Origin of the sequence: Paenibacillus sp. 2TAF8 (genome assembly GCF_052114825.1) — a bacterium.
Lineage (GTDB): Bacteria > Bacillota > Bacilli > Paenibacillales > Paenibacillaceae > Paenibacillus.
On record NZ_JBFRFN010000002.1, the window covers coordinates 346,650 to 364,997 of the forward strand.

An 18,348-nucleotide genomic window follows, 5' to 3' on the forward strand; every position below is an offset into this window, starting at 1 on the left:
TAAATTTTTGTTAACACATTGCGAAGGGGTTATGGCAAATGACAAAAAGCAGCGTATTGGGGTATCCACGAATCGGAGCCGATCGGGAATGGAAAAAAGCACTTGAGGCCTTCTGGTCAGGAAAATTGGAAGAGAACGAACTTCACGCGAAATTACAAGAGATTCGTTTAGATCATTTGCGCAAGCAACAAGCGAAAGGCATTGATCTGATTCCAGTGAACGACTTCAGCTATTATGATCATATTCTGGATACAGCCGTAATGTTTGGTATTGTGCCAAAACGCTTCGCTTATACCGGAGGTGCTGTGCCTCTCTCCGTCTATTACGGCATCGCCCGTGGAACAAAGGATGCCGCAGCCAGTGAAATGACCAAATGGTTCAATACGAACTATCACTATATTGTACCTGAACTGAATGATGCTTCGCCGATTTTAACCGAGAATAAACCGCTAATCGCATACCTTGAAGCCAAAGAAAAACTCGGCATTGAAGGTAAACCAGTCATCGTTGGACCGCTGACCTTCCTGAAGCTTTCCAAAGGTTATGATGCCTCCGAAACGGACGCTTGGCTGGATCAGTTGCTTCCTCTCTACACTCAGGTGCTGCAAGAACTTGCAGATGCTGGCGTACAGTGGGTACAGATTGATGAGCCGGTTCTCGTAACCAAATTGAATGACGCGGATCTGCAGCGCTTGAACAAAATCTATACCGCTTTTGCATCCGCTGTTCCGGGTTTAAATATCTTGCTGCAAACGTACTTTGAATCCGTTGAAAACTACAACGAAATCATCAGCTTGCCCATTCAAGGCATCGGTCTTGACTTCGTGCATGGTCTTGAAGGTAACCTGCAATCCATTCAAACGAGCGGTTTTCCGGCAGACAAAGTGCTTGGCGCAGGTATCATTGATGGACGCGGCATCTGGAAAGCATCCCTTCAGGACAAGCTGACATTGCTGGGCACCCTTACTTCTCTCGTTACACCTGAAAGGTTAATTGTGCAGTCCTCCTGCAGCTTGCTGCATGTACCTGTAACAACAGCACGTGAAGCGAAACTTGCTGCTGAACTCAAAGATGCACTTGCATTTGCGGATGAAAAGCTGGATGAGATCGTTATTTTGACCCAAGCACTCAGCAGTACCGATGCGGACATCACCGCTAAAATTAAAGAAGCCGAGCAGAAACTACAGGCATTGCAAAGCTCCGGGGATCGTAATCGCAAAGCCGTGCAGGAAGCCGTAGCTTCCATCCGTGTACAAGAACCCAACCGCTCACGTGCATTTGCAGAACGTCATGTAGCCCAGCAGCAGAAATGGCAATTGCCGTTGTTCCCCACAACAACGATTGGCAGCTTCCCGCAATCCACAGAGGTTCGAAAAGCTCGACAACAATGGCGCAAAAACGAGCTGAGCAACGAACAGTACGCTTCCTTTATCCGCGATCAGATTGATAGCTGGATTAACATTCAAGAGGAAATTGGCATTGATGTGCTGGTTCATGGTGAGTTTGAACGCACGGACATGGTTGAATTTTTTGGTGAAAAACTGGCGGGCTTTGCCTTTACGCAATATGGCTGGGTACAGTCCTACGGATCACGTTGTGTGAAACCACCTGTTATTTTCGGAGATGTTGAATTTGTAGGTGAAATGACGGTTGAGGAAACGAAATACGCGCAGTCGAAAACAGACCGTCCTGTTAAAGGCATGCTGACAGGCCCGATCACCATCATGAACTGGTCCTTTGTACGGGACGATATTGAACGGGAAACCATCGCTTATCAATTGGCGTATGCACTGAGACAAGAGGTTGAAGCGCTCGAAAAAGCTGGCATCGGCATGATTCAGGTGGATGAACCCGCCGTCCGTGAAGGCCTGCCACTCAAAGAGAATAAACAAGCCAATTATCTGGATTGGGCTGTCAAAGCGTTCCGCATTACGACATGTACCGTACAGGAAACTACCCAAATTCATACCCACATGTGCTATTGCGAATTCCACGATATGATTGATTCTATCGAAGCAATGGATGCCGACGTCATCTCCATTGAAACATCGCGTAGCCATGGGGAGTTAATTCACAGCTTTGAAGAGAATACGTATGAGTTAGGTATCGGGCTTGGTGTATATGACATCCATAGCCCGCGTGTACCAAGCGTGGACGAAATGAGCAACATGATTGATCGTGCCTTGCGTGTGCTTGATCCGAAGCTGTTCTGGATCAATCCAGACTGCGGTTTGAAAACCCGTGGACAGGAAGAAACCGTGGCTTCGCTGAAGAATATGGTGGATGCAACCCGAATTGCACGAGCGAAGTATAATGCTACTCCTGTTCTAAACTAGATAAACTGAAGAACTGTTGATTCGTATAGACGTTCTAATAACAGATAAACTTAATCTGCATAGTCTCTGTTTTGTTCTAAATTGCAACACTGAAAAAGCCGAAATCCTGATCATGCAGGATTTCGGCTTTTTAAAGTATCCCCCGTGCGGGGTAACCAGATTAAACTTTGACTGTGTACATCAATTCTTTTTCATGAATTGTGGTACGCCCAGCCGATTGGACATCGGTATATTGATACATGTTCGTAATAATGACCGGTGTAATCATGTTGTAACCCGCTTTTTCGATCTCTTCACGGTCAAATTCCATCAATAGGTCGCCTACGGATACTTTTGCTCCAGCCTGTACCTTTGGCGAGAAAAATTGGCCTTTCAGCTTTACCGTATCAATCCCGATGTGAATCAGCATCTCTGCGCCAAGATCACTTACGAGGCCAATAGCGTGACCACTCTTGGAAACAGAGAATACTGTGCCGTTAACTGGGGAAACTGCACGTCCTTCAGCAGGTTGAATGGCAAATCCTTTACCCATCATTTCTTCTGAAAAAGCAGGATCTGGAACCAGGCTAAGTGGCTTAACTTCCCCACTGATTGGGCTGAATATTTGTTCATCCTGTAATTTAGTGTCTTCAGTTACTACAGGTATAGTTGCAGACGTTGCTGATGGTGCAGGTGCGTCTTCCTTGAAGCCCAGAATATAAGTAATGACGCTAGCTACAACGAATGCAATTAAAGCAGCAATCAGCGCATAGAGCAGGTTGCTAATGTCCGGACCCACATATGAGGCAGCTCCTGGAAGACCTACTGTGCTAATGAAATAGGCTTTAACAGAAAATGCTCCCAGAAACGCTCCAGCGACTGCGCCACCAATGAGCGCTGCAATAAATGGTTTTTTGAATTTCATGTTAATGCCGTACATGGCAGGCTCCGTAATTCCCATAAGAGCGGTCAGTCCTGTAGAATATGAAAGTGATTTAGTTTGGGTGTTTTTAGACTTGAAGCCAACCCCAAATGCAGCACCACCCTGGGCCATATTAGCTGCGAACATTAACGGAACGATAAAATCGTAACCAAGTGTTGCAATCGAACCAACTGCAAGCGGCAACAGTGCATAATGCATGCCTGTAATAATCAGTACAGACATTGTGCCACCAATCAAAATACTTGCAAAAATGGATGCGTTATCAAATAACCATCTGATACCTCCAGATAAACCGTTTCCAATAATGCCACCCAGTGGCCCAATCGCGATCAAGGTTAGTGGTACCATGATAAGTAACGTTACAGTTGGTACAATAATCATTTTGAGTGAAGCATGCGTAATATGGTCTATAGCTCTCTCCACGTAAGCAGAGATCCAGATTGCAATGACGATGGGAATAACCGATGATGCATAGGATGTAGCAATAACTGTAATCCCCGCAAACGATGTATTACCCTCTTGAAACAAGGCTGCAATGGTTGGGTGCATAAGACCAGCCGCTAATGCAGCGCCCACATAAACATTGCTACCCATTTTCTTCGCAGCACTAACGGCCAGAAGTATAGGCAGGAAGTAGAATGCACCATCCCCAATGGCGGATAAAATGATATAGGTTGAACTGGTATTCGTCATCCAACCAAGAGCTACCAGAATGGACACAATCCCTTTGATCATACCTGCGCCAGCAATGGCTGGCAGGATTGGCGTGAACATGCCCGAGATGAAATCAAACAATGCGCTAATCGGATTCCTTTGTTTCTTTTCACTTTTTGGAGCACTTTCTGTGCTAGGCTTATTGCTCATATTGTTCATTAGTGCTTTGTACACTTCGGAAACTTCATTGCCAATAATCACCTGAAACTGACCACCGTTTTCCGTTACCCCCATAACGCCAGGTGTGTTTTTCAACGTAGTTTTGTCTGCTTGATTGTTATCGTTCAGATTGAATCTGAGTCGAGTCATACAGTGTGTAACTTGATCGATATTCTCTTCCCCACCAACCAGTTTGAGAATATCTTTGGACAATTGTTGTTTATCCATGTTGTAAGGCTCCTTCGTCGTAAAATAAGGTATTCTCTGACCATGGACGCGTCTGGCCAAATATAATGGAAGTGCGAAACATATGTTATAACGTCATGTTACTCAGAACAGGGAAGAAAATATATATGATTTAAGTGTTTAGTTTCCTTTGACACGAAATGATTTTTGTTACAAAAATGTAACACGTTGTTTTTTGAGTATAGGTAATGTATACTGCCTAAGCAGGTTACCTATTATTTTATTATGGTCTAAGGGAGTGCATATCCATGTTCACCAATGAGCAAATCTCATCCTATAACGAATTGGAACTATCTTTATATAACTATATTTCTCAGAACATGGAAAAAGTGGCGTACATGCGTATTAGAGAACTGGCCGATGAAACTCATGTATCTACAGCCACCATTCTGCGGTTTTGCAGAAAGAACCAATGTGAGGGATTTTCCGAATTTAAAGTAAAACTTAAGATGCTCGTTTCCCAAAAAGATAAACTAACGAAGCAGGAGTTGAAAAGTCCTCATCATGCAGTGTATGCGTTTTTTGAACATTCTCAATCTCCTGAATTGGTGGAAAAAATTTCAGCAGCAGCGAACTTAATTGCTACAGCTAGTAATGTCATTTTTATTGGTATCGGAAGCTCTGGAGTAATGGGTGAATATGGAGCTAGGTTATTTTCAAATTTAGGGATATTCTCTATGTACATAAAAGATCCTCATTATCCTATACATACGAGAATTCAAAAAGACAGTATTACGATTGCTTTGTCTACGCGAGGTGAAAACCCATATGTTCAACCTTATCTCCAACGGATCAAGCAGGATAAGCATAAAATTATTGCAATTACGAATAATCGCCAATCTACCATGGCTAAAATTTCAGATGTGTGTATTCCTTATTATGTAAAAGAAGAGTATCACGGAAGTATTGACCTCACTACACACACACCTGTTATTTTCTTATTAGAATGGCTAGGTAAAGAGGTTTACAATCTTCTTGCAAAACTAGAATAAGAGTTATATTAGAGCATAGAGCATCCATTCTTTCTAAATTTACGCAAACAAAAAGAGAGTCATCTCGACTCTCTTTTAAGCTGCTATAGCTCTAAAATGAATGCTTACTTTAAGCTCTTTCCATTCCTTTTTTCTTTCGTGTTGCTGCAATTTGTGTCATGATCATTAGAATGATGATCACAATCATTCCAATCATAGCAGGAGTGAAGCTATGGGAAGCATCATGAATCCAGCCTAGCAATATTGGACCCATCGCTCCAATGACATATCCAGCAGATTGCTGCATCGCTGACCAGGAAGTAGCATCGTTCACATTGGTTGTAGAATCAATCGGTAACATCAGGTTTAAAGTGAACAAGCCCCCTGCCCCAACTCCAAAGAGTACAACGGAAACCATCGGCATGAAATTCATCATCAATAAAACCAACCCAACAATCATGAACAGAGATTCACCAACCAACCATACTCTTCTTGAAGGAAAGTTCTTCAATAATACAGGAAGTACAAAGCTAATCGGAATTTGGATGACAACAAATATAGTCAGACAAAGCGTTGCATAGGATTTGCTATACCCCATTTCCTGAATCATCAACGGGAGCCACGCTGTAAAAGAATAAAACAACATGGCCATTAATCCAAATGAGAGCGTAATTGTCCATGCTCTTCTATTTCCCCAGGGAAGTTTAATTTGCGGACGTTCTTTTATTCCATTCACATGAGCAGATTCAGATTGCGGCTTCACCATGATCCACCACATGATCGCTGCTACAAAGGCAACTACAGCCCACCCTCCTACTGCTATCTGCCAAGAATTGAAATATGCCTCTAAGGGAATGGATACCATTGAACTGCCCGCAGCCCCTACGGTGATTGCAATACTATAGAGTGCAATCATGGATGGAACATGATCGGGAAAATACTTTTTAATAAAGCCTGAAGTTAACGGGCCAATCGAAGCGATCCCGATACCTACGATTAATGCAGATAAAAGTAAAACGGACGTAGACTGTGTAAATAGCCGAGTGGCTATTCCGAGTCCCACCACAATCAGGGAATATCCAATGATTCGTTCTATTCCCCATCTCCCACTTGCTTTGACGGCAAAAGGTGAAAACACACCCATACATAGTACAGGTATTGACGTTAGCAAACTGGCTAATGCAGCGCTCATCCCCAAATCTTCCCGAATCGTATCTAGTAGCGGAGATATGGAATTAATAGCCGGGCGCAAATTCAATGTAGCAACAAATAATGCAATAATTAAAAATATATTTTTCCTCATTGTAATCTCCTTCTGATGTCATTCTCATGTTATCTAGGCTCTATTCTACGTGGAGAGGAAGATAAAAAAGTAGGTTATAAGAGACATCTTTATAGGTGAATATGGACATTTAACAAATTAATACGTAAGATAATATCAAACACTAGGAATATAAAGGAGCCCTCATCATGAGTATCAGACCCAGCAATTATATTATGTCCGGAGACGATCTTTTCTCACCTAGCGTTCCGATTAATGTGAACAGGGTTTATGAAACGTTTGAACTAAACTCCCATTCCCATGATTTTTTTGAAATCACATATATCAGTGAAGGTGAAGGTGTTCATTATATTGATGGTGAAGCAGTTCCTGTGGAGCAAGGGACTATTATTTTCATTCCAGTCGGGTGTGCTCATGTGTACAGGCCCAAAACCCTCATGAAAGACCGCCCGCTGATCGTTTACAACTGTTTGTTTCAAGAAAAGTATCTAACCGAACTCCACTACTCTTTTCCGCAAGCTCCGGACATATGTGAATATTTCGCAAACAAGCAATTACATTGGTTCTCTATGAAAGATCTTGATGGTACATATCATTACCTGTTCCGAGAACTTTATCGAGAATTTGCGACAAAGCCTCCAGGATATTTGGCTGCTCTCTCTGCTCTTGTCATGCAAATACTAATCGGTTTATTTAGGCATCAAGTACAGAACGTTGCTTCCCTAGAAAAAAAGACGCAGTGGATGGCTGTCGACGAAGCAATTTCCTTTATCAACTCTAATTATGCAAGCGGGCTTAAGCTTAGCGAAATTGCCGATCGAGTTAACCTTAGCAAGCGGCATTTCAGTCGTCTTTTTCAAGAGCATACCGGAATGAGCTTTACGAATTACTTACAAAACATCCGTATGGATGCAGCATGCCGTCTCCTATCAGAAGGCCACAGCAGTGTAGCCGAAATTGCTGCATCAGTCGGATATGTGGATATGAAATTCTTTCATCAACTTTTTAAGAAAAAAGTCGGAATGACGCCCCTAGCTTACAGACATACATGGCATCAGACCAAATAAAAAAACTACAGCCTACAAAAGGCAATAGATTTCAACAAGCGTGGCAGTAAAGTGTCTCTATCGACTCCATCGAACTTATCCCACGGATGCGCCTCCGATGGGAAGATGGCCCAAGTGTATGCCTGAATCGGAGCTATATCCATCTAACGCTGGCTTCGCCACTCGGGACTTTAACCTATAGATAGCGTCCCTGCTGGGGACACTAAAAAAGCCGCTAGATTAGCGACTTTTAAGTTAGCGACTTTTCATGTTCCTCAACAGTCATCGGTATTCTTTCGACGTTCTCTAAGCAAAATTTTCACTTGTTCATTGCCTTATTGCTATTCACGAAACAAGCTACTTCCGTTGCTCTCAATGACGTCTTTGTACCAATGGAAAGACTTCTTACGATAGCGTTCCAATGTTCCTGAACCATCATCATGACGATCTACATAGATGAATCCATACCGTTTTTTCATTTCTGCAGTTGTTGCACTAACCAAGTCAATACAACCCCATGATGCATATCCCATTAATTCAACACCATCTTGAATGGCTTCAGCGACTTGAAGCAAGTGCTCCTTCAAATATTTAATGCGATAATCATCATTAACTGTTTTGTTACCATTTTCGTCCGTAATGAGTTCATCTACGGCTCCTAATCCATTTTCAACGATGAACAATGGCTTCTGATAACGATCATACATCGCATTCATGATGTACCTTAAGCCTTGAGGGTCAATCTGCCAACCCCAATCACTCGCGGTCAAGAGCGGATTAGGAACACCACCAATCAGGTTTCCTTCTCCTTTAATTTGCTTGGCAGGATCAGCCGTTTCGCAACTACTTTGATAATAGCTAAAGGAAATAAAGTCAACGGTATTTTTCAAAATTTCTTCGTCACCAGGCTCGAAATGAATGGTAATCCCATTATCTTTCAAATAACGTTTCATGTAACCCGGGTAATAACCACGCACGTGAACATCCGTAAAACCTGTGTTCTTATGATCCGCTTCCATCACTCTGATCATATCATTAGGGTCAGGAGTCAAAGGGTAAATCGGCATAGCAATGACCATACAACCCACTTTTAACTCTGGGTTAATTTCATGCGCTATTTTAACTGCCAGTGCACTTGCAACAAACTCGTGGTGAACTGCTTGGTAAAGATCCTGTTTGCTAAGTTGATCCTTAGGCGTGTTAATCCCGCCACTTGCAAACGGGTGTTCAAGAATAGAGTTAATCTCGTTAAATGTGAGCCAATACTTCACTTTGTTTTTGTATCTTTCAAAAATGGTTCGCACGTATCGTTCATAGAAATCGACCATTTTTCGATTCGCCCATCCATCGTATTCCCTAACGAGATGTAGAGGAGTCTCATAATGAGAGATCGTAACTAGAGGTTCAATCCCGTATTTCCGGCACTCGTCAAAGAGGTTGTCGTAAAATTGGAGGCCTTTTTCGTTTGGCTCAAGTTCATCCCCTTTCGGGAAGATTCTGGACCAAGCTATAGACGTACGAAAAACTTTGAAGCCCATTTCGGCAAGGAGTTTAATATCTTCTTTATATCGGTGATAGAAGTCAATCGCAAATAACTTCATATTATCCTCTGTTGGCTCAATCGTCGGAGGTGTCTGAATGCCGTTTGGCATGATATCCTGAATGGAAAGTCCTTTTCCATCTTCTTGATATGCACCTTCTATTTGGTTTGCAGAGACGGAACCTCCCCACAAAAAACCATTAGGAAATTGAAATGTATTACTCATTTGGTAAGCCACCTTTCTTTTAAACCTTCAGCGGATCTGCATATAAAACGAATCTCGCTTTATCAGTTTTTTATCATGTATTTGTTTTCACAACTTATGTTACATAGATTAATGCATAAAATACATGTTATTTCGTATTTAGTACAAGGTATCAGAGATTCACATTTGTAACATAAAAGTAACACAGTGTTTCTAAAGATTACTGTGTGCAAGCTTAAGGTAACTTTAATTCAACTACGTCATCATAATAAGTAACAAACTAAAAAAGCCGTCAAAATGACGACTTCATCATGATAAGTTATTCCATTCATTTTCTCCCAACTTAAAGGTCAGATGGTAGGTCTCATATCTACAATGTTCTGAAGATTTTCCTTAATCTGATTCGTAACTTCGTGACCATGATACGTAATCACTTTTTTAATATCAAGCTCTAACAGTTTGGCAATCGACTTTAACGCAGTCGTATGGTCCAACGTTTGTTCGTTATCAAAAGACAAAAGAGAACCATCTTTTGAATTTAAAGCATCGCCAGCAATTAACGTTTGGCTTGGGATATGATACAACGACATATGATCTAGTGTGTGTCCTGGTGTAAAGATCACCTGAATACCACCTGCTAAGGGCAAAATGTCTCTATCCTTTAATGCTGTATGAACGCGCACAGGCGGTGCAAAATCTTTACTTTTAATAAGCGGAGTGACTCCTGTCAAATAAGGTACAGCTTCCTCATGAGCGAGCACCATAAGCCCGTTTCCCCTTGCCTCAACTAATTCGGGCAGACTGCCAATGTGATCCCCATCTTGATGCGTAATGATGATATGCGTCAGCTTATCGAAACTGAAATTTTCTTTTTCAAGTAACGTACGGATTTGTGCCAATTGCCCAGGAATACCGGTATCAACAAGTACTACATTCTCTTCATCCCATAACAATGCTGGATATACTATAAATGGTTCCCCATAATATTCCATTTCAAGTTTTATTGCTTTAATTCCATTATTCGGTTGAGACATAGACATTCGCTCCTTCAATTTAGTAAACATATTATATTACTTAAAGTAAGCAATAAGTCAACCCTTTTTACACTCACTCTCTTATTGGTTTGTACTTTTTGCTACAAGAGCACCTAAAAAGAGATGCCCTCTCTTCCTCTTTTTTTGTACGTTTTCATTTGAAAACAAAAGAAACCCAAGGTTATCATTCACCCGGGTTTCTCACTATTTAGTGCGGTCGTCATACTCACTCTGATAAAGATGATTTTCACTCTGGTAATTGGCAGTTTCAACAATACAATTGATAACACCTTAAGTCAATGACTCGCAACTTATTGTTCATCATCCATATGATCTACTCCCCATTTGCAAAGCTCTTGCAGAGCAGGAATGAGGGACTTGCCACGTTCTGAAAGGTAGTACTCAACTTTAGGTGGTACTTGTGAGTATTCATGGCGTGTAATGAGCGAATCAGCCTCTAGCTCTTTTAATTGATTGCTAAGCATTTTGTGAGTAATTCCTTGAAGCGCTTTTTTCAACTCACCGTAACGCATAATATCTTCCTTCAATAGTAAGAATAAAATATGTAATTTCCATTTACCACTTATTAGCGATAAGGTATACACAAATGATTCATTACTGTCTTCTTTTTCCTTTTTAGTTTTAATTGGAATCATTCAATGCTCTCCTTTTTGATAGTATCTCACTAAAAAGTGCATACTATTCTTTTTTCATGTTTCCATTATACTATACCTCATAACTGAACGGAGGTATTTTAAGCTATATAAGATTTCAGTCCACGTACTTTTGGTTATGGCTATCCCGTGCCACTTTTGATGGTATCTACTTACGAGTTACTGTCGGCAAGATGGTCAATATAGCAGTAGATGAATCTGTCTTAAATGAAAAGGAGAACAAATAATGGCAATTAAACCTGTTGATTTAATGAAAGCATACCGTTTATTGCAAGTAGGTCCGACAACCATGATTTCTGCTAAACACGATGGGATTGAAAATGTAATGGCAGCCGCTTGGGTCGGTCTGGTTGGAAATAATAAAGTGATGGCATTTATCGGCAAACAAGCTTTCACACGTGATCTTATTGAAAAGAGTGGTTACTATGTAGTACACATTCCAACTGTTCAACAAATGGAAACCGTGTTGTATGTTGGTGAGCACAGTTCTAAAGAAATGGACAACAAACTTGATCATATCCCACTATTTTACCAAGAAGAGTTTGATTTACCACTAGTTGAAGGTTCCGCTGGCTGGCTAGTATGCAAGGTTATCCCAAATGCTGTGAATGAACAAGAACATGATCTTTTCATGGGTGAAATTGTCGGTGCTTGGAGTGATGATCGAGTATTCAACAACGGGCATTGGATTTTTGATGATGCTCCTGATGAATTGCGAACAATACACTATGTTGCTGGTGGTCAATTCTATGCTATTGGTAAAGGTACCAAATTTAATCATGGACCTGGTAAAGACTAAATAAATCGGTAAAGAAAATCTCATAGTAATTCTTGCCTGTACTATAGGGGCTGTCTCAAAAGCCCTTAAAAACAAACATCGGTGAAGAGAATGAACACCGAGACGTCAAACGAGACCAAGCAGAGGTTCATCCTGCTTGGTCTCGTTTACGTTTTTCTGCCATTGCTGCTTTTTTGAGCAGATTGTGGGCAAGGCAAAGCCACCCGACCTCCAGGCTTACTTTTCGCAAGCCGCGAAGCAGGAATCTTCGAAATCCCCGATTGTTTTTCATTTGTCCAAACACACTTTCTGGCTCAATCATGCGTCGAACCGATAGGGTGTATCCTTCCTCGCTACGTAGTCGTTCTCGCATCTCGTTTTTTTGCCGCATGTAGGTGAGACTTATTGCGATTTGCCGATCTCCCTGAGCCTTGGTGCATGTCGTTTTTAGAGGGCACTGGCTGCAATCCTCACTCTGGTAATGACGTGTGCGAATCGTGTAGCCACTCTCTGTGGCCGCCCGGCTTTCAACCCGAAAATGCAACGTCTGTCCAGCTGCACAAGTCCATGTATCTGACGTTTCATTGTAGCTCCAGTTGTCCATTTTACCGATGGCTCGCTGAAAGGCCCTTGTTTTTTCCTTGTGATACGTCCCGTATTTCACGATGCCCTGAATATTTTTTTCTTCCAGATAGCTGTAATTTTCTTCGCTTCCATACCCCGCATCGGCAATGACGGTCTTTGGTTTTTGGCCCAGCATTTCTTCCAGATGATCCAGATGGGGTTTCAGACATCTGGTATCCGTGGGCCGCTGATGTACACTGTAGCCCAAAACAAACTGATTTTCTGTTCCGATCTGTACGTTGTATCCAGGCTTTAATTGACCATTTCGCATGTGGTCCTCTTTCATTCGCATGAACGTCGCATCCGGGTCGGTTTTGCTGTAGCTATTGCGCTCGCCAGCAGTTTCAATCTGCTGTTCATATTTTTGCAGCCTGGGTAGCAAGTCCTTCCGTAACTGGCGTACGGCTTTTTTTAAGGTTTTGTTCTTTGGTTTCTCGCTTAGCTTTTCCTCCAATTGCTGGACGGCTTGCTCGAGCTTGTCCGCCGTGAGCGCCGAGGCTTCGCCAAGTTCAGGCAGGTCGTCCCCCGTGTGGAGGGCATCTTCATCGTTTTCTGCCTCTTCGATGGCTTGAAACAGGGTATGTACTTTTTCTTGCAGCTTGGCCTGATGCTTGACGACGGCTTTTTTCCATACAAAGGTGTAGCGATTCGCACTCGCTTCAAGCTTGGTTCTGTCCAGAAAATAGTGATCTAATGATACATATTGTTCTTGAACCAGCAACTCCAAAACACGGGTAAACACGGTTTCGAGGACCTCTCTCATCCGCTCGGAACGAAAGCGATTGATGGTACGGAAGTCTGGCTGCTGTCGCCCGGCGAGCCACATGAACATGATATTTTCGCAAACCGCCTTGGCGATTTGCCGGGAAGAATAGATGCGCTGAGTGTAGGCGTAGATGATGATTTTGGTAAGCATTTTAGGATGATAGCTATGACGGCCACCACCAGGGTATGCGGCGGAGAAAATGGAGTCGCTAAGGCGATGAACAGCCTCGTTCACGACACGCACGAGGTGATTTTCGGGGATATCTGTCTCCAAATCCATTGGCAAGAAAAGTTGATCCATGGTATATTGAATGTACAAAAGAAGCCCTCCTTAAAAGTGGTAGCTCGACACTTCCATTTTACCAAGGAAAGGCTTCTTTTTGTTGTATAATTTTGGAGAACGAGGCTATCCCAAGTCTTTTATGACTTATGGGACAGCCCCGTTGAAACCGAGCCCATCTTTCACTATTAATGGATAAGTCAAATTCCTTTTGAAAGGCTGTTCTATGGTTAAGGAAGCTGGTACTCCTTTATAAATCTATGCGTTAGCTCATCGCAGGCTGAAGTGATTCCAGCAGTTTTTTAATCTGCTCATCATACTCCAGTTCAAATGATGGGAGAATCTCATCCAATCTTTGCTGGAACAAATCAGGATCTTGTACACCAAGCTCTGCCCTTAATTCCAATTCCTCTTCTGAACCATCGTCGTTCAGAATCATGTTCAGCACGTCACTATTAAAATATTTACTTGGCGGAAGGATCAGCGCATTCATTAGGAATTGCATAAAAAAGAGATGGTTATCTTGTTCCTGATCCGCTTTTTTCATCGCTTGCTTCGTAAATAAGTTGATATATTTCTGAGCAAAATTAACTCCTTTCAGTTCGAAAGACCCGCCATGTTCCACTCCTTTCCAACGCATGTCAGCTACAGAACTAAGCCACCAAGCTGGTTCGATGGCCTTCTGCATCCGAAGCAATACCTCCCGCTCAAACTGAGGATCAGGATGCATCCGCTGTGCTTCCAAACATTTTCCTATCGTTTCCGCTTCGATTGCAGCAACGGTGATACCTTGTCCATGAATGGGATCAAAGCTGCAAAATGCATCGCCAAGAACAAGTAATCCAGCAGGCCAATCTTCCATGAGTTCAAAGTGCTGGCGAACAGACTCGGAAATGCGGTACCCCCTTGGCCCATGCAGAGGCTCTAACTGCTCCATTAACTTTACAATTTTATCTGAAGCAAACAGATGCTTGATTTGTTCTTGAAACTCTTCCGCCTGAGTGGACGGATACGTCTCTCCTCCTGCATTGAAAAGAATGAGTCCAGTGATATCATCCTCGGTGCGCATAAATATGCTTGCACGAATATCTTGCTCAGGATCTGAATCAGACATCACAAATTCATTTGGAATAGAGGATTTTATTTTGTAATAACGAGTGCTGTAACCTAGAGATACCTTCAGCACTTCCGGTTCCGGCACAGACAATCCAATCTGATCAAGCCATCTGATCAATTTGGATGAACGACCTGAGGCATCAATAACCATATCCGCTGGAAGTTGTTCTTCTCGCTTTTCCCCGTTTCTCTCTTTGGTGTAAATGCCTGTAATGAAGCCCTGATCTTCAGAGACCATTAGCCCGGTAACTTCCACGCTTGTTAAGAAGCTGATATGAGAAATATCCTGGATTCGTTTGCGCAGCACCCATTCCAGCAAAGCTCTGCTGCACGATGCAATTTTAAAGGAGGAGGCATCCTCCTTATTCACCAATGTACCGTACCGATTGCTAACAACAATCCTCTCATCGTGTGAAGAGATTGCGCCTAAATCTATCAATTCTTCATTGTATCCTGGGAAATAATGTTCCAAAATCAGCGCACCGCGTGGTTGTACACGGTGTGGATGAAAAGATTGAGGTACCCCTTGCCGGTTCGACGGCTCCTCAGGGAATTCATCTCTTTCGATAACATATACGTCTTCATAATAGTCAGCTAACATTCTCGCTGTAATCAGCCCCGCTATCCCAGCTCCAATGACTACCGCTTTTTTCATGTCAGACATTATTACTTCATCCTTTCTTCAAAATTATTTATTCTACACTTGTTGTTTATTTAAAATATTACTTATAATACCAATATATAATCAAAATCTCTCTTCTGGTAAGAATCAATATAGATATGCTGTATAGTTAAACTACGATATGGAAGAGGTGTAGATAAAATTATAGAGAAAAAGGTTGATTTAAGAGTTGCCCGAACTCAAAAGTTGTTAACTACTGCCTTTAAAGACCTGTTAACCGAGCAAGGAAAATTATTCAGCAATATCACGATTAATGAAATATGCGACAGAGCGATGGTTCACCGCACCACATTTTACAAGCATTTTGAGGATAAATTTGCGCTGTTACACTCAATTCTGACTTGGGTGTTACATGATTATTTACACATGAATATAGAAGATCGGCTACGGCAGCCTTTGCAAAGTCTATCCAGAATCATGTTGGAGAATTTACTGGAGCCGATTGTTCAAAATCAGAAGAATGACAAGGGATTCACTGAATTTTTCAAAAATTATATCGGGGATATTTCGAGAAGAGATTTTCTGGAACTGAAAAGAAGAGGTAAACCATTTTCACCTCCCATAGAACTTTTAGCCGAATATCATTCAGGGGTCATAAGTTTACTTGTTACGTGGTGGATATATCATCTTGAAGAAGATGTTACGGCAGAACAGATGGATGAGTATTACTATCAAATGGTGAACCAGAAAATCATGTTGGAATAGCAAACAACTCACTTTAAAATCAATTGCTGATTTTAGAGTGAGTTTATTTTTTCTCTTAAAGTGTTATTACTGAAAGCGATGGTTTGTGAAGCCTAATTGACTAATCGTCAACATTCACATACTCTCCTCCAGCCATTGCTGTAAGGGAATATCCTCTGTCAGTTCACCAAGCAAGATATGGCTGAACTGCCCGGCTCGATCAATAACCATTGTGGCTGGCATGCCCGTGATACGGTACAGCTTGGATACCTTACCTGTCGCATCAACGATCACCGGAAAATCAAACTGATGGCTGTTCATAAACTCGTTAATTGTACCTTTGCTCTCCCCCACGTTGACAAACAGTGTCTCCACGCTGTTTTCATTTTGCTGAGCAAGCTCGTGAACCAAGGGCATTTCCCTTACACAAGGCGTACACCAGGATGCCCAGAAGTTAATCATCACGGCTTTGCCCCGGTAATTAGACAATTGGACTTGCTCGCCTTTGGAATTAAAAGCTGTAAAATCAGGAGCCTCTTCCCCTGCCTGAATAGGATTGTTGCTTTTTGAATCAGAGTTCGATAAATTCGCCAGCACAGCCCATACCCCTGTAACCAATGCTGTCAGTGCAATAAACATCGTAACGATACGTCTTATTTTCGCCACTTTCTTTTGTACGTCCTGTTGCGCACTGCTCGTACCCATGCTTTGCGGCTTGTTTTGCATGATCACATCACCTTCACTTTAATCCCAGACTCTGATGAAAAGCAGCATGAAGTGAACCATACTGATTCCGAATATCTTCTACGGTACCTTCCCCGACGTTACATCCCTGATTCATAAACATCACCTGATCTGCAATGTCATTCGCCACTTCAAGCTGATGTGTGGAGAATACAACCATGTGTCCTTCCTGTTTGACCCCTCTCAGCAAATGTATAAACTCCTGCATCCAAAAGGGATCTAATCCATTGGTAGGTTCGTCCATGATCAGAAGAGCGGGCTTTGCAAGCATCGCCTGGGCAAACAATACACGTTGCCGCATCCCTTTGGAAAAGGTGGTCACCCGTTTATGTTTTTGCTCGCCAAGTCCAACCATCACTAATACTTCCTCCACTCTCTTTCGGGGAAGTTTACGCAGAGAAGCCCAGAATGACAAAACTTCCTCGGCTGTAAGTCCCTGGCTGAACTGATAGTCATCCGGCATATACCCAATCTGATTCGCATACCGCTTGCGATCCTGTGACCAGCGTACGTTATTTACCATAATCTCCCCTGACGTTGGACGCAGAATGCCTGCAAGCATACGCAGTAAGGTACTTTTGCCTGCACCGTTTCCACCGCATACGGCGAGCACCTGACCGGAACCGAGATGAAAGGAGATATCTTGGACGATGGTTTGTTTTTTGATTTGTTTAACTAGTCCGTTTACCATAACTTCCGATTCAAGCACGCGAGCGCCCCCTTTCCCAGATGGCGTAGACCATGAGGATAGAAAAGCTTACCCATAACAGGCAGATCCCGATAAATATCGTACTTCCCCATGGCTGTTGCACCCACGTCACCCATTGATAATACTCAGGTCCCAGTATAGAACCGCCGCCCAGCTTGATCACGATAAATAGACGTACCAATTCAGCCGGATTCAGAAAAGTTAACACCACTAGCATCGGTTTGATCCAGAGGTACGGCATTAGCCCCAATATCGCAAGCAATAATGTTGGCCAGCCAATAACGGCGAAAAACCAGACCGATACAGAAATCGTCAATGCTTGCCAGCGATTACGCGACAAAGACCCAATCCAGAGAGCAATGCTCAGAAATAACAGTACAAGTCCGCAAGAGAATGCCAGAAACAACAGATATGTCAGCAGATCGATCGGATTGCCAAGCAACCCGCTAACTAGACCCATCAGGCCGTAGCCAAATGTCACGATGAGTAGTAATACCGCGGCTAGTCCAAGATATTTCCCTGTTATGAAGGATAACGTGCCGATGGGATACGTAGATAGAAGCTGCCAGCTTCCGTCTTCTTTTTCAGCAGTCAACGAGAATGAACCCAGAAATAGTGTCATCAACGGTAAAAGATACAGAATCAGGTTCAGCATAGACCCTGTCGTGCCCGAGTATCCTTGTACTGGAGTCTGCGCATTGAGAAGCAATAAACTTAAGCTAAATGTGCAAAAAAGAACGAGAAACGAGTACGACCAAGGGTTACGAAACCCCGTTTTTAACTCTCTTTTAGCTATTTGTAACATGTCAGACATCTCTTCACCACCCCCTGTCAGCA

15 protein-coding genes and 1 pseudogene are annotated in these 18,348 nt (G+C 42.5%); 6 read left to right on the forward strand and 10 right to left on the reverse strand.

Annotated features, from left to right (window positions below):
* The first annotated feature begins 38 nt into the window (after positions 1 to 38).
* Positions 39 to 2,336 carry a 5-methyltetrahydropteroyltriglutamate--homocysteine S-methyltransferase gene (gene metE / locus AB4Z30_RS03615; protein ID WP_441923364.1) on the forward strand — a complete coding sequence of 766 codons (2,298 nt, stop codon included), beginning with the start codon at positions 39 to 41 and terminating at the stop codon, positions 2,334 to 2,336.
* A 160-nt stretch (positions 2,337 to 2,496) separates the two neighbouring features.
* Here metE and AB4Z30_RS03620 read toward each other — a convergent pair whose 3' ends face one another.
* On the reverse strand, positions 2,497 to 4,359 hold the full coding sequence (locus AB4Z30_RS03620) for a beta-glucoside-specific PTS transporter subunit IIABC (protein WP_441923366.1): 1,863 nt from the start codon (positions 4,357 to 4,359) through the stop codon (positions 2,497 to 2,499).
* A 266-nt stretch (positions 4,360 to 4,625) separates the two neighbouring features.
* On the opposite strand from AB4Z30_RS03620, the gene AB4Z30_RS03625 reads away from it, so the two are divergent.
* Complete coding sequence (locus AB4Z30_RS03625) at positions 4,626 to 5,369, forward strand: MurR/RpiR family transcriptional regulator (protein ID WP_441923368.1); 744 nt, start codon at positions 4,626 to 4,628, stop codon at positions 5,367 to 5,369.
* Positions 5,370 to 5,478: 109 nt separating this feature from the next.
* Here AB4Z30_RS03625 and AB4Z30_RS03630 read toward each other — a convergent pair whose 3' ends face one another.
* The gene (locus AB4Z30_RS03630) at positions 5,479 to 6,651 is read right to left on the reverse strand and encodes an MFS transporter (protein WP_441923370.1); all 1,173 of its coding nucleotides are present in this window, start codon (positions 6,649 to 6,651) and stop codon (positions 5,479 to 5,481) included.
* Between the two features lie 167 nt (positions 6,652 to 6,818).
* On the opposite strand from AB4Z30_RS03630, the gene AB4Z30_RS03635 reads away from it, so the two are divergent.
* On the forward strand, positions 6,819 to 7,697 hold the full coding sequence (locus AB4Z30_RS03635; RefSeq protein WP_441923372.1) for a helix-turn-helix domain-containing protein: 879 nt from the start codon (positions 6,819 to 6,821) through the stop codon (positions 7,695 to 7,697).
* Positions 7,698 to 8,017: 320 nt separating this feature from the next.
* On the opposite strand, the gene AB4Z30_RS03640 is transcribed toward AB4Z30_RS03635, so the two are convergent.
* From AB4Z30_RS03640 to AB4Z30_RS03650, 3 genes are all read right to left on the reverse strand, one after another.
* Positions 8,018 to 9,442, reverse strand: a complete 1,425-nt coding sequence (locus tag AB4Z30_RS03640) for a glycoside hydrolase family 1 protein (protein WP_441923374.1) — start codon at positions 9,440 to 9,442, stop codon at positions 8,018 to 8,020.
* 329 nt (positions 9,443 to 9,771) lie between these two features.
* Positions 9,772 to 10,455 (reverse strand): MBL fold metallo-hydrolase, encoded by a 684-nt coding sequence (locus AB4Z30_RS03645; protein ID WP_441923376.1) that lies wholly within the window; start codon positions 10,453 to 10,455, stop codon positions 9,772 to 9,774.
* A gap of 311 nt (positions 10,456 to 10,766) precedes the next feature.
* Positions 10,767 to 11,111 carry a winged helix-turn-helix transcriptional regulator gene (locus AB4Z30_RS03650; protein ID WP_441923378.1) on the reverse strand — a complete coding sequence of 115 codons (345 nt, stop codon included), beginning with the start codon at positions 11,109 to 11,111 and terminating at the stop codon, positions 10,767 to 10,769.
* 244 nt (positions 11,112 to 11,355) lie between these two features.
* Here AB4Z30_RS03650 and AB4Z30_RS03655 point away from each other — a divergent pair, with 244 nt between their 5' ends.
* Positions 11,356 to 11,928 (forward strand): flavin reductase family protein, encoded by a 573-nt coding sequence (locus tag AB4Z30_RS03655; protein WP_441923380.1) that lies wholly within the window; start codon positions 11,356 to 11,358, stop codon positions 11,926 to 11,928.
* 127 nt (positions 11,929 to 12,055) lie between these two features.
* On the opposite strand, the gene AB4Z30_RS03660 is transcribed toward AB4Z30_RS03655, so the two are convergent.
* Together AB4Z30_RS03660 and AB4Z30_RS03665 are read right to left on the reverse strand one after the other, a co-directional pair.
* The gene (locus tag AB4Z30_RS03660) at positions 12,056 to 13,615 is read right to left on the reverse strand and encodes an IS1182 family transposase (RefSeq protein ID WP_441923382.1); all 1,560 of its coding nucleotides are present in this window, start codon (positions 13,613 to 13,615) and stop codon (positions 12,056 to 12,058) included.
* Between the two features lie 226 nt (positions 13,616 to 13,841).
* A complete protein-coding gene (locus AB4Z30_RS03665; protein WP_441923384.1) occupies positions 13,842 to 15,356 on the reverse strand; it encodes an FAD-dependent oxidoreductase in 1,515 nt (504 codons plus the stop codon).
* 204 nt (positions 15,357 to 15,560) lie between these two features.
* Between AB4Z30_RS03665 and AB4Z30_RS03670 the strand changes: the two are divergent.
* Positions 15,561 to 15,695 (forward strand): annotated as a pseudogene (locus AB4Z30_RS03670) (TetR/AcrR family transcriptional regulator); the annotation flags it as partial.
* A 45-nt stretch (positions 15,696 to 15,740) separates the two neighbouring features.
* Positions 15,741 to 16,079, forward strand: a complete 339-nt coding sequence (locus AB4Z30_RS03675) for a hypothetical protein (RefSeq protein WP_441924241.1) — start codon at positions 15,741 to 15,743, stop codon at positions 16,077 to 16,079.
* Between the two features lie 114 nt (positions 16,080 to 16,193).
* On the opposite strand, the gene AB4Z30_RS03680 is transcribed toward AB4Z30_RS03675, so the two are convergent.
* From AB4Z30_RS03680 to AB4Z30_RS03690, 3 genes are read right to left on the reverse strand one after another with little or no spacing between them, the layout of a single operon-like run.
* Positions 16,194 to 16,784 (reverse strand): TlpA family protein disulfide reductase, encoded by a 591-nt coding sequence (locus tag AB4Z30_RS03680; RefSeq protein ID WP_434751238.1) that lies wholly within the window; start codon positions 16,782 to 16,784, stop codon positions 16,194 to 16,196.
* Between the two features lie 13 nt (positions 16,785 to 16,797).
* On the reverse strand, positions 16,798 to 17,511 hold the full coding sequence (gene ccmA, locus AB4Z30_RS03685; protein WP_434751239.1) for a heme ABC exporter ATP-binding protein CcmA: 714 nt from the start codon (positions 17,509 to 17,511) through the stop codon (positions 16,798 to 16,800).
* Positions 17,504 to 18,325 carry an ABC transporter permease gene (locus AB4Z30_RS03690; RefSeq protein WP_441923387.1) on the reverse strand — a complete coding sequence of 274 codons (822 nt, stop codon included), beginning with the start codon at positions 18,323 to 18,325 and terminating at the stop codon, positions 17,504 to 17,506. Before AB4Z30_RS03690 ends, ccmA begins: the two co-directional genes overlap by 8 nt.
* Positions 18,326 to 18,348 lie beyond the last annotated feature (23 nt).

Coding starts and splice junctions, on each gene's coding strand:
- AB4Z30_RS03675 (WP_441924241.1), top strand. CDS start 15,741: ATGAATATAGAAGATCGGCTACGGCAGCCTTTGCAAAGTCTATCCAGA.
- AB4Z30_RS03655 (WP_441923380.1), top strand. CDS start 11,356: ATGGCAATTAAACCTGTTGATTTAATGAAAGCATACCGTTTATTGCAA.
- AB4Z30_RS03680 (WP_434751238.1), bottom strand. CDS start 16,784: ATGCAAAACAAGCCGCAAAGCATGGGTACGAGCAGTGCGCAACAGGAC.
- AB4Z30_RS03645 (WP_441923376.1), bottom strand. CDS start 10,455: ATGTCTCAACCGAATAATGGAATTAAAGCAATAAAACTTGAAATGGAA.
- AB4Z30_RS03650 (WP_441923378.1), bottom strand. CDS start 11,111: ATGATTCCAATTAAAACTAAAAAGGAAAAAGAAGACAGTAATGAATCA.
- metE (WP_441923364.1), top strand. CDS start 39: ATGACAAAAAGCAGCGTATTGGGGTATCCACGAATCGGAGCCGATCGG.
- AB4Z30_RS03625 (WP_441923368.1), top strand. CDS start 4,626: ATGTTCACCAATGAGCAAATCTCATCCTATAACGAATTGGAACTATCT.
- AB4Z30_RS03620 (WP_441923366.1), bottom strand. CDS start 4,359: ATGGATAAACAACAATTGTCCAAAGATATTCTCAAACTGGTTGGTGGG.
- AB4Z30_RS03640 (WP_441923374.1), bottom strand. CDS start 9,442: ATGAGTAATACATTTCAATTTCCTAATGGTTTTTTGTGGGGAGGTTCC.
- AB4Z30_RS03690 (WP_441923387.1), bottom strand. CDS start 18,325: ATGTCTGACATGTTACAAATAGCTAAAAGAGAGTTAAAAACGGGGTTT.
- AB4Z30_RS03630 (WP_441923370.1), bottom strand. CDS start 6,651: ATGAGGAAAAATATATTTTTAATTATTGCATTATTTGTTGCTACATTG.
- AB4Z30_RS03635 (WP_441923372.1), top strand. CDS start 6,819: ATGAGTATCAGACCCAGCAATTATATTATGTCCGGAGACGATCTTTTC.
- AB4Z30_RS03665 (WP_441923384.1), bottom strand. CDS start 15,356: ATGTCTGACATGAAAAAAGCGGTAGTCATTGGAGCTGGGATAGCGGGG.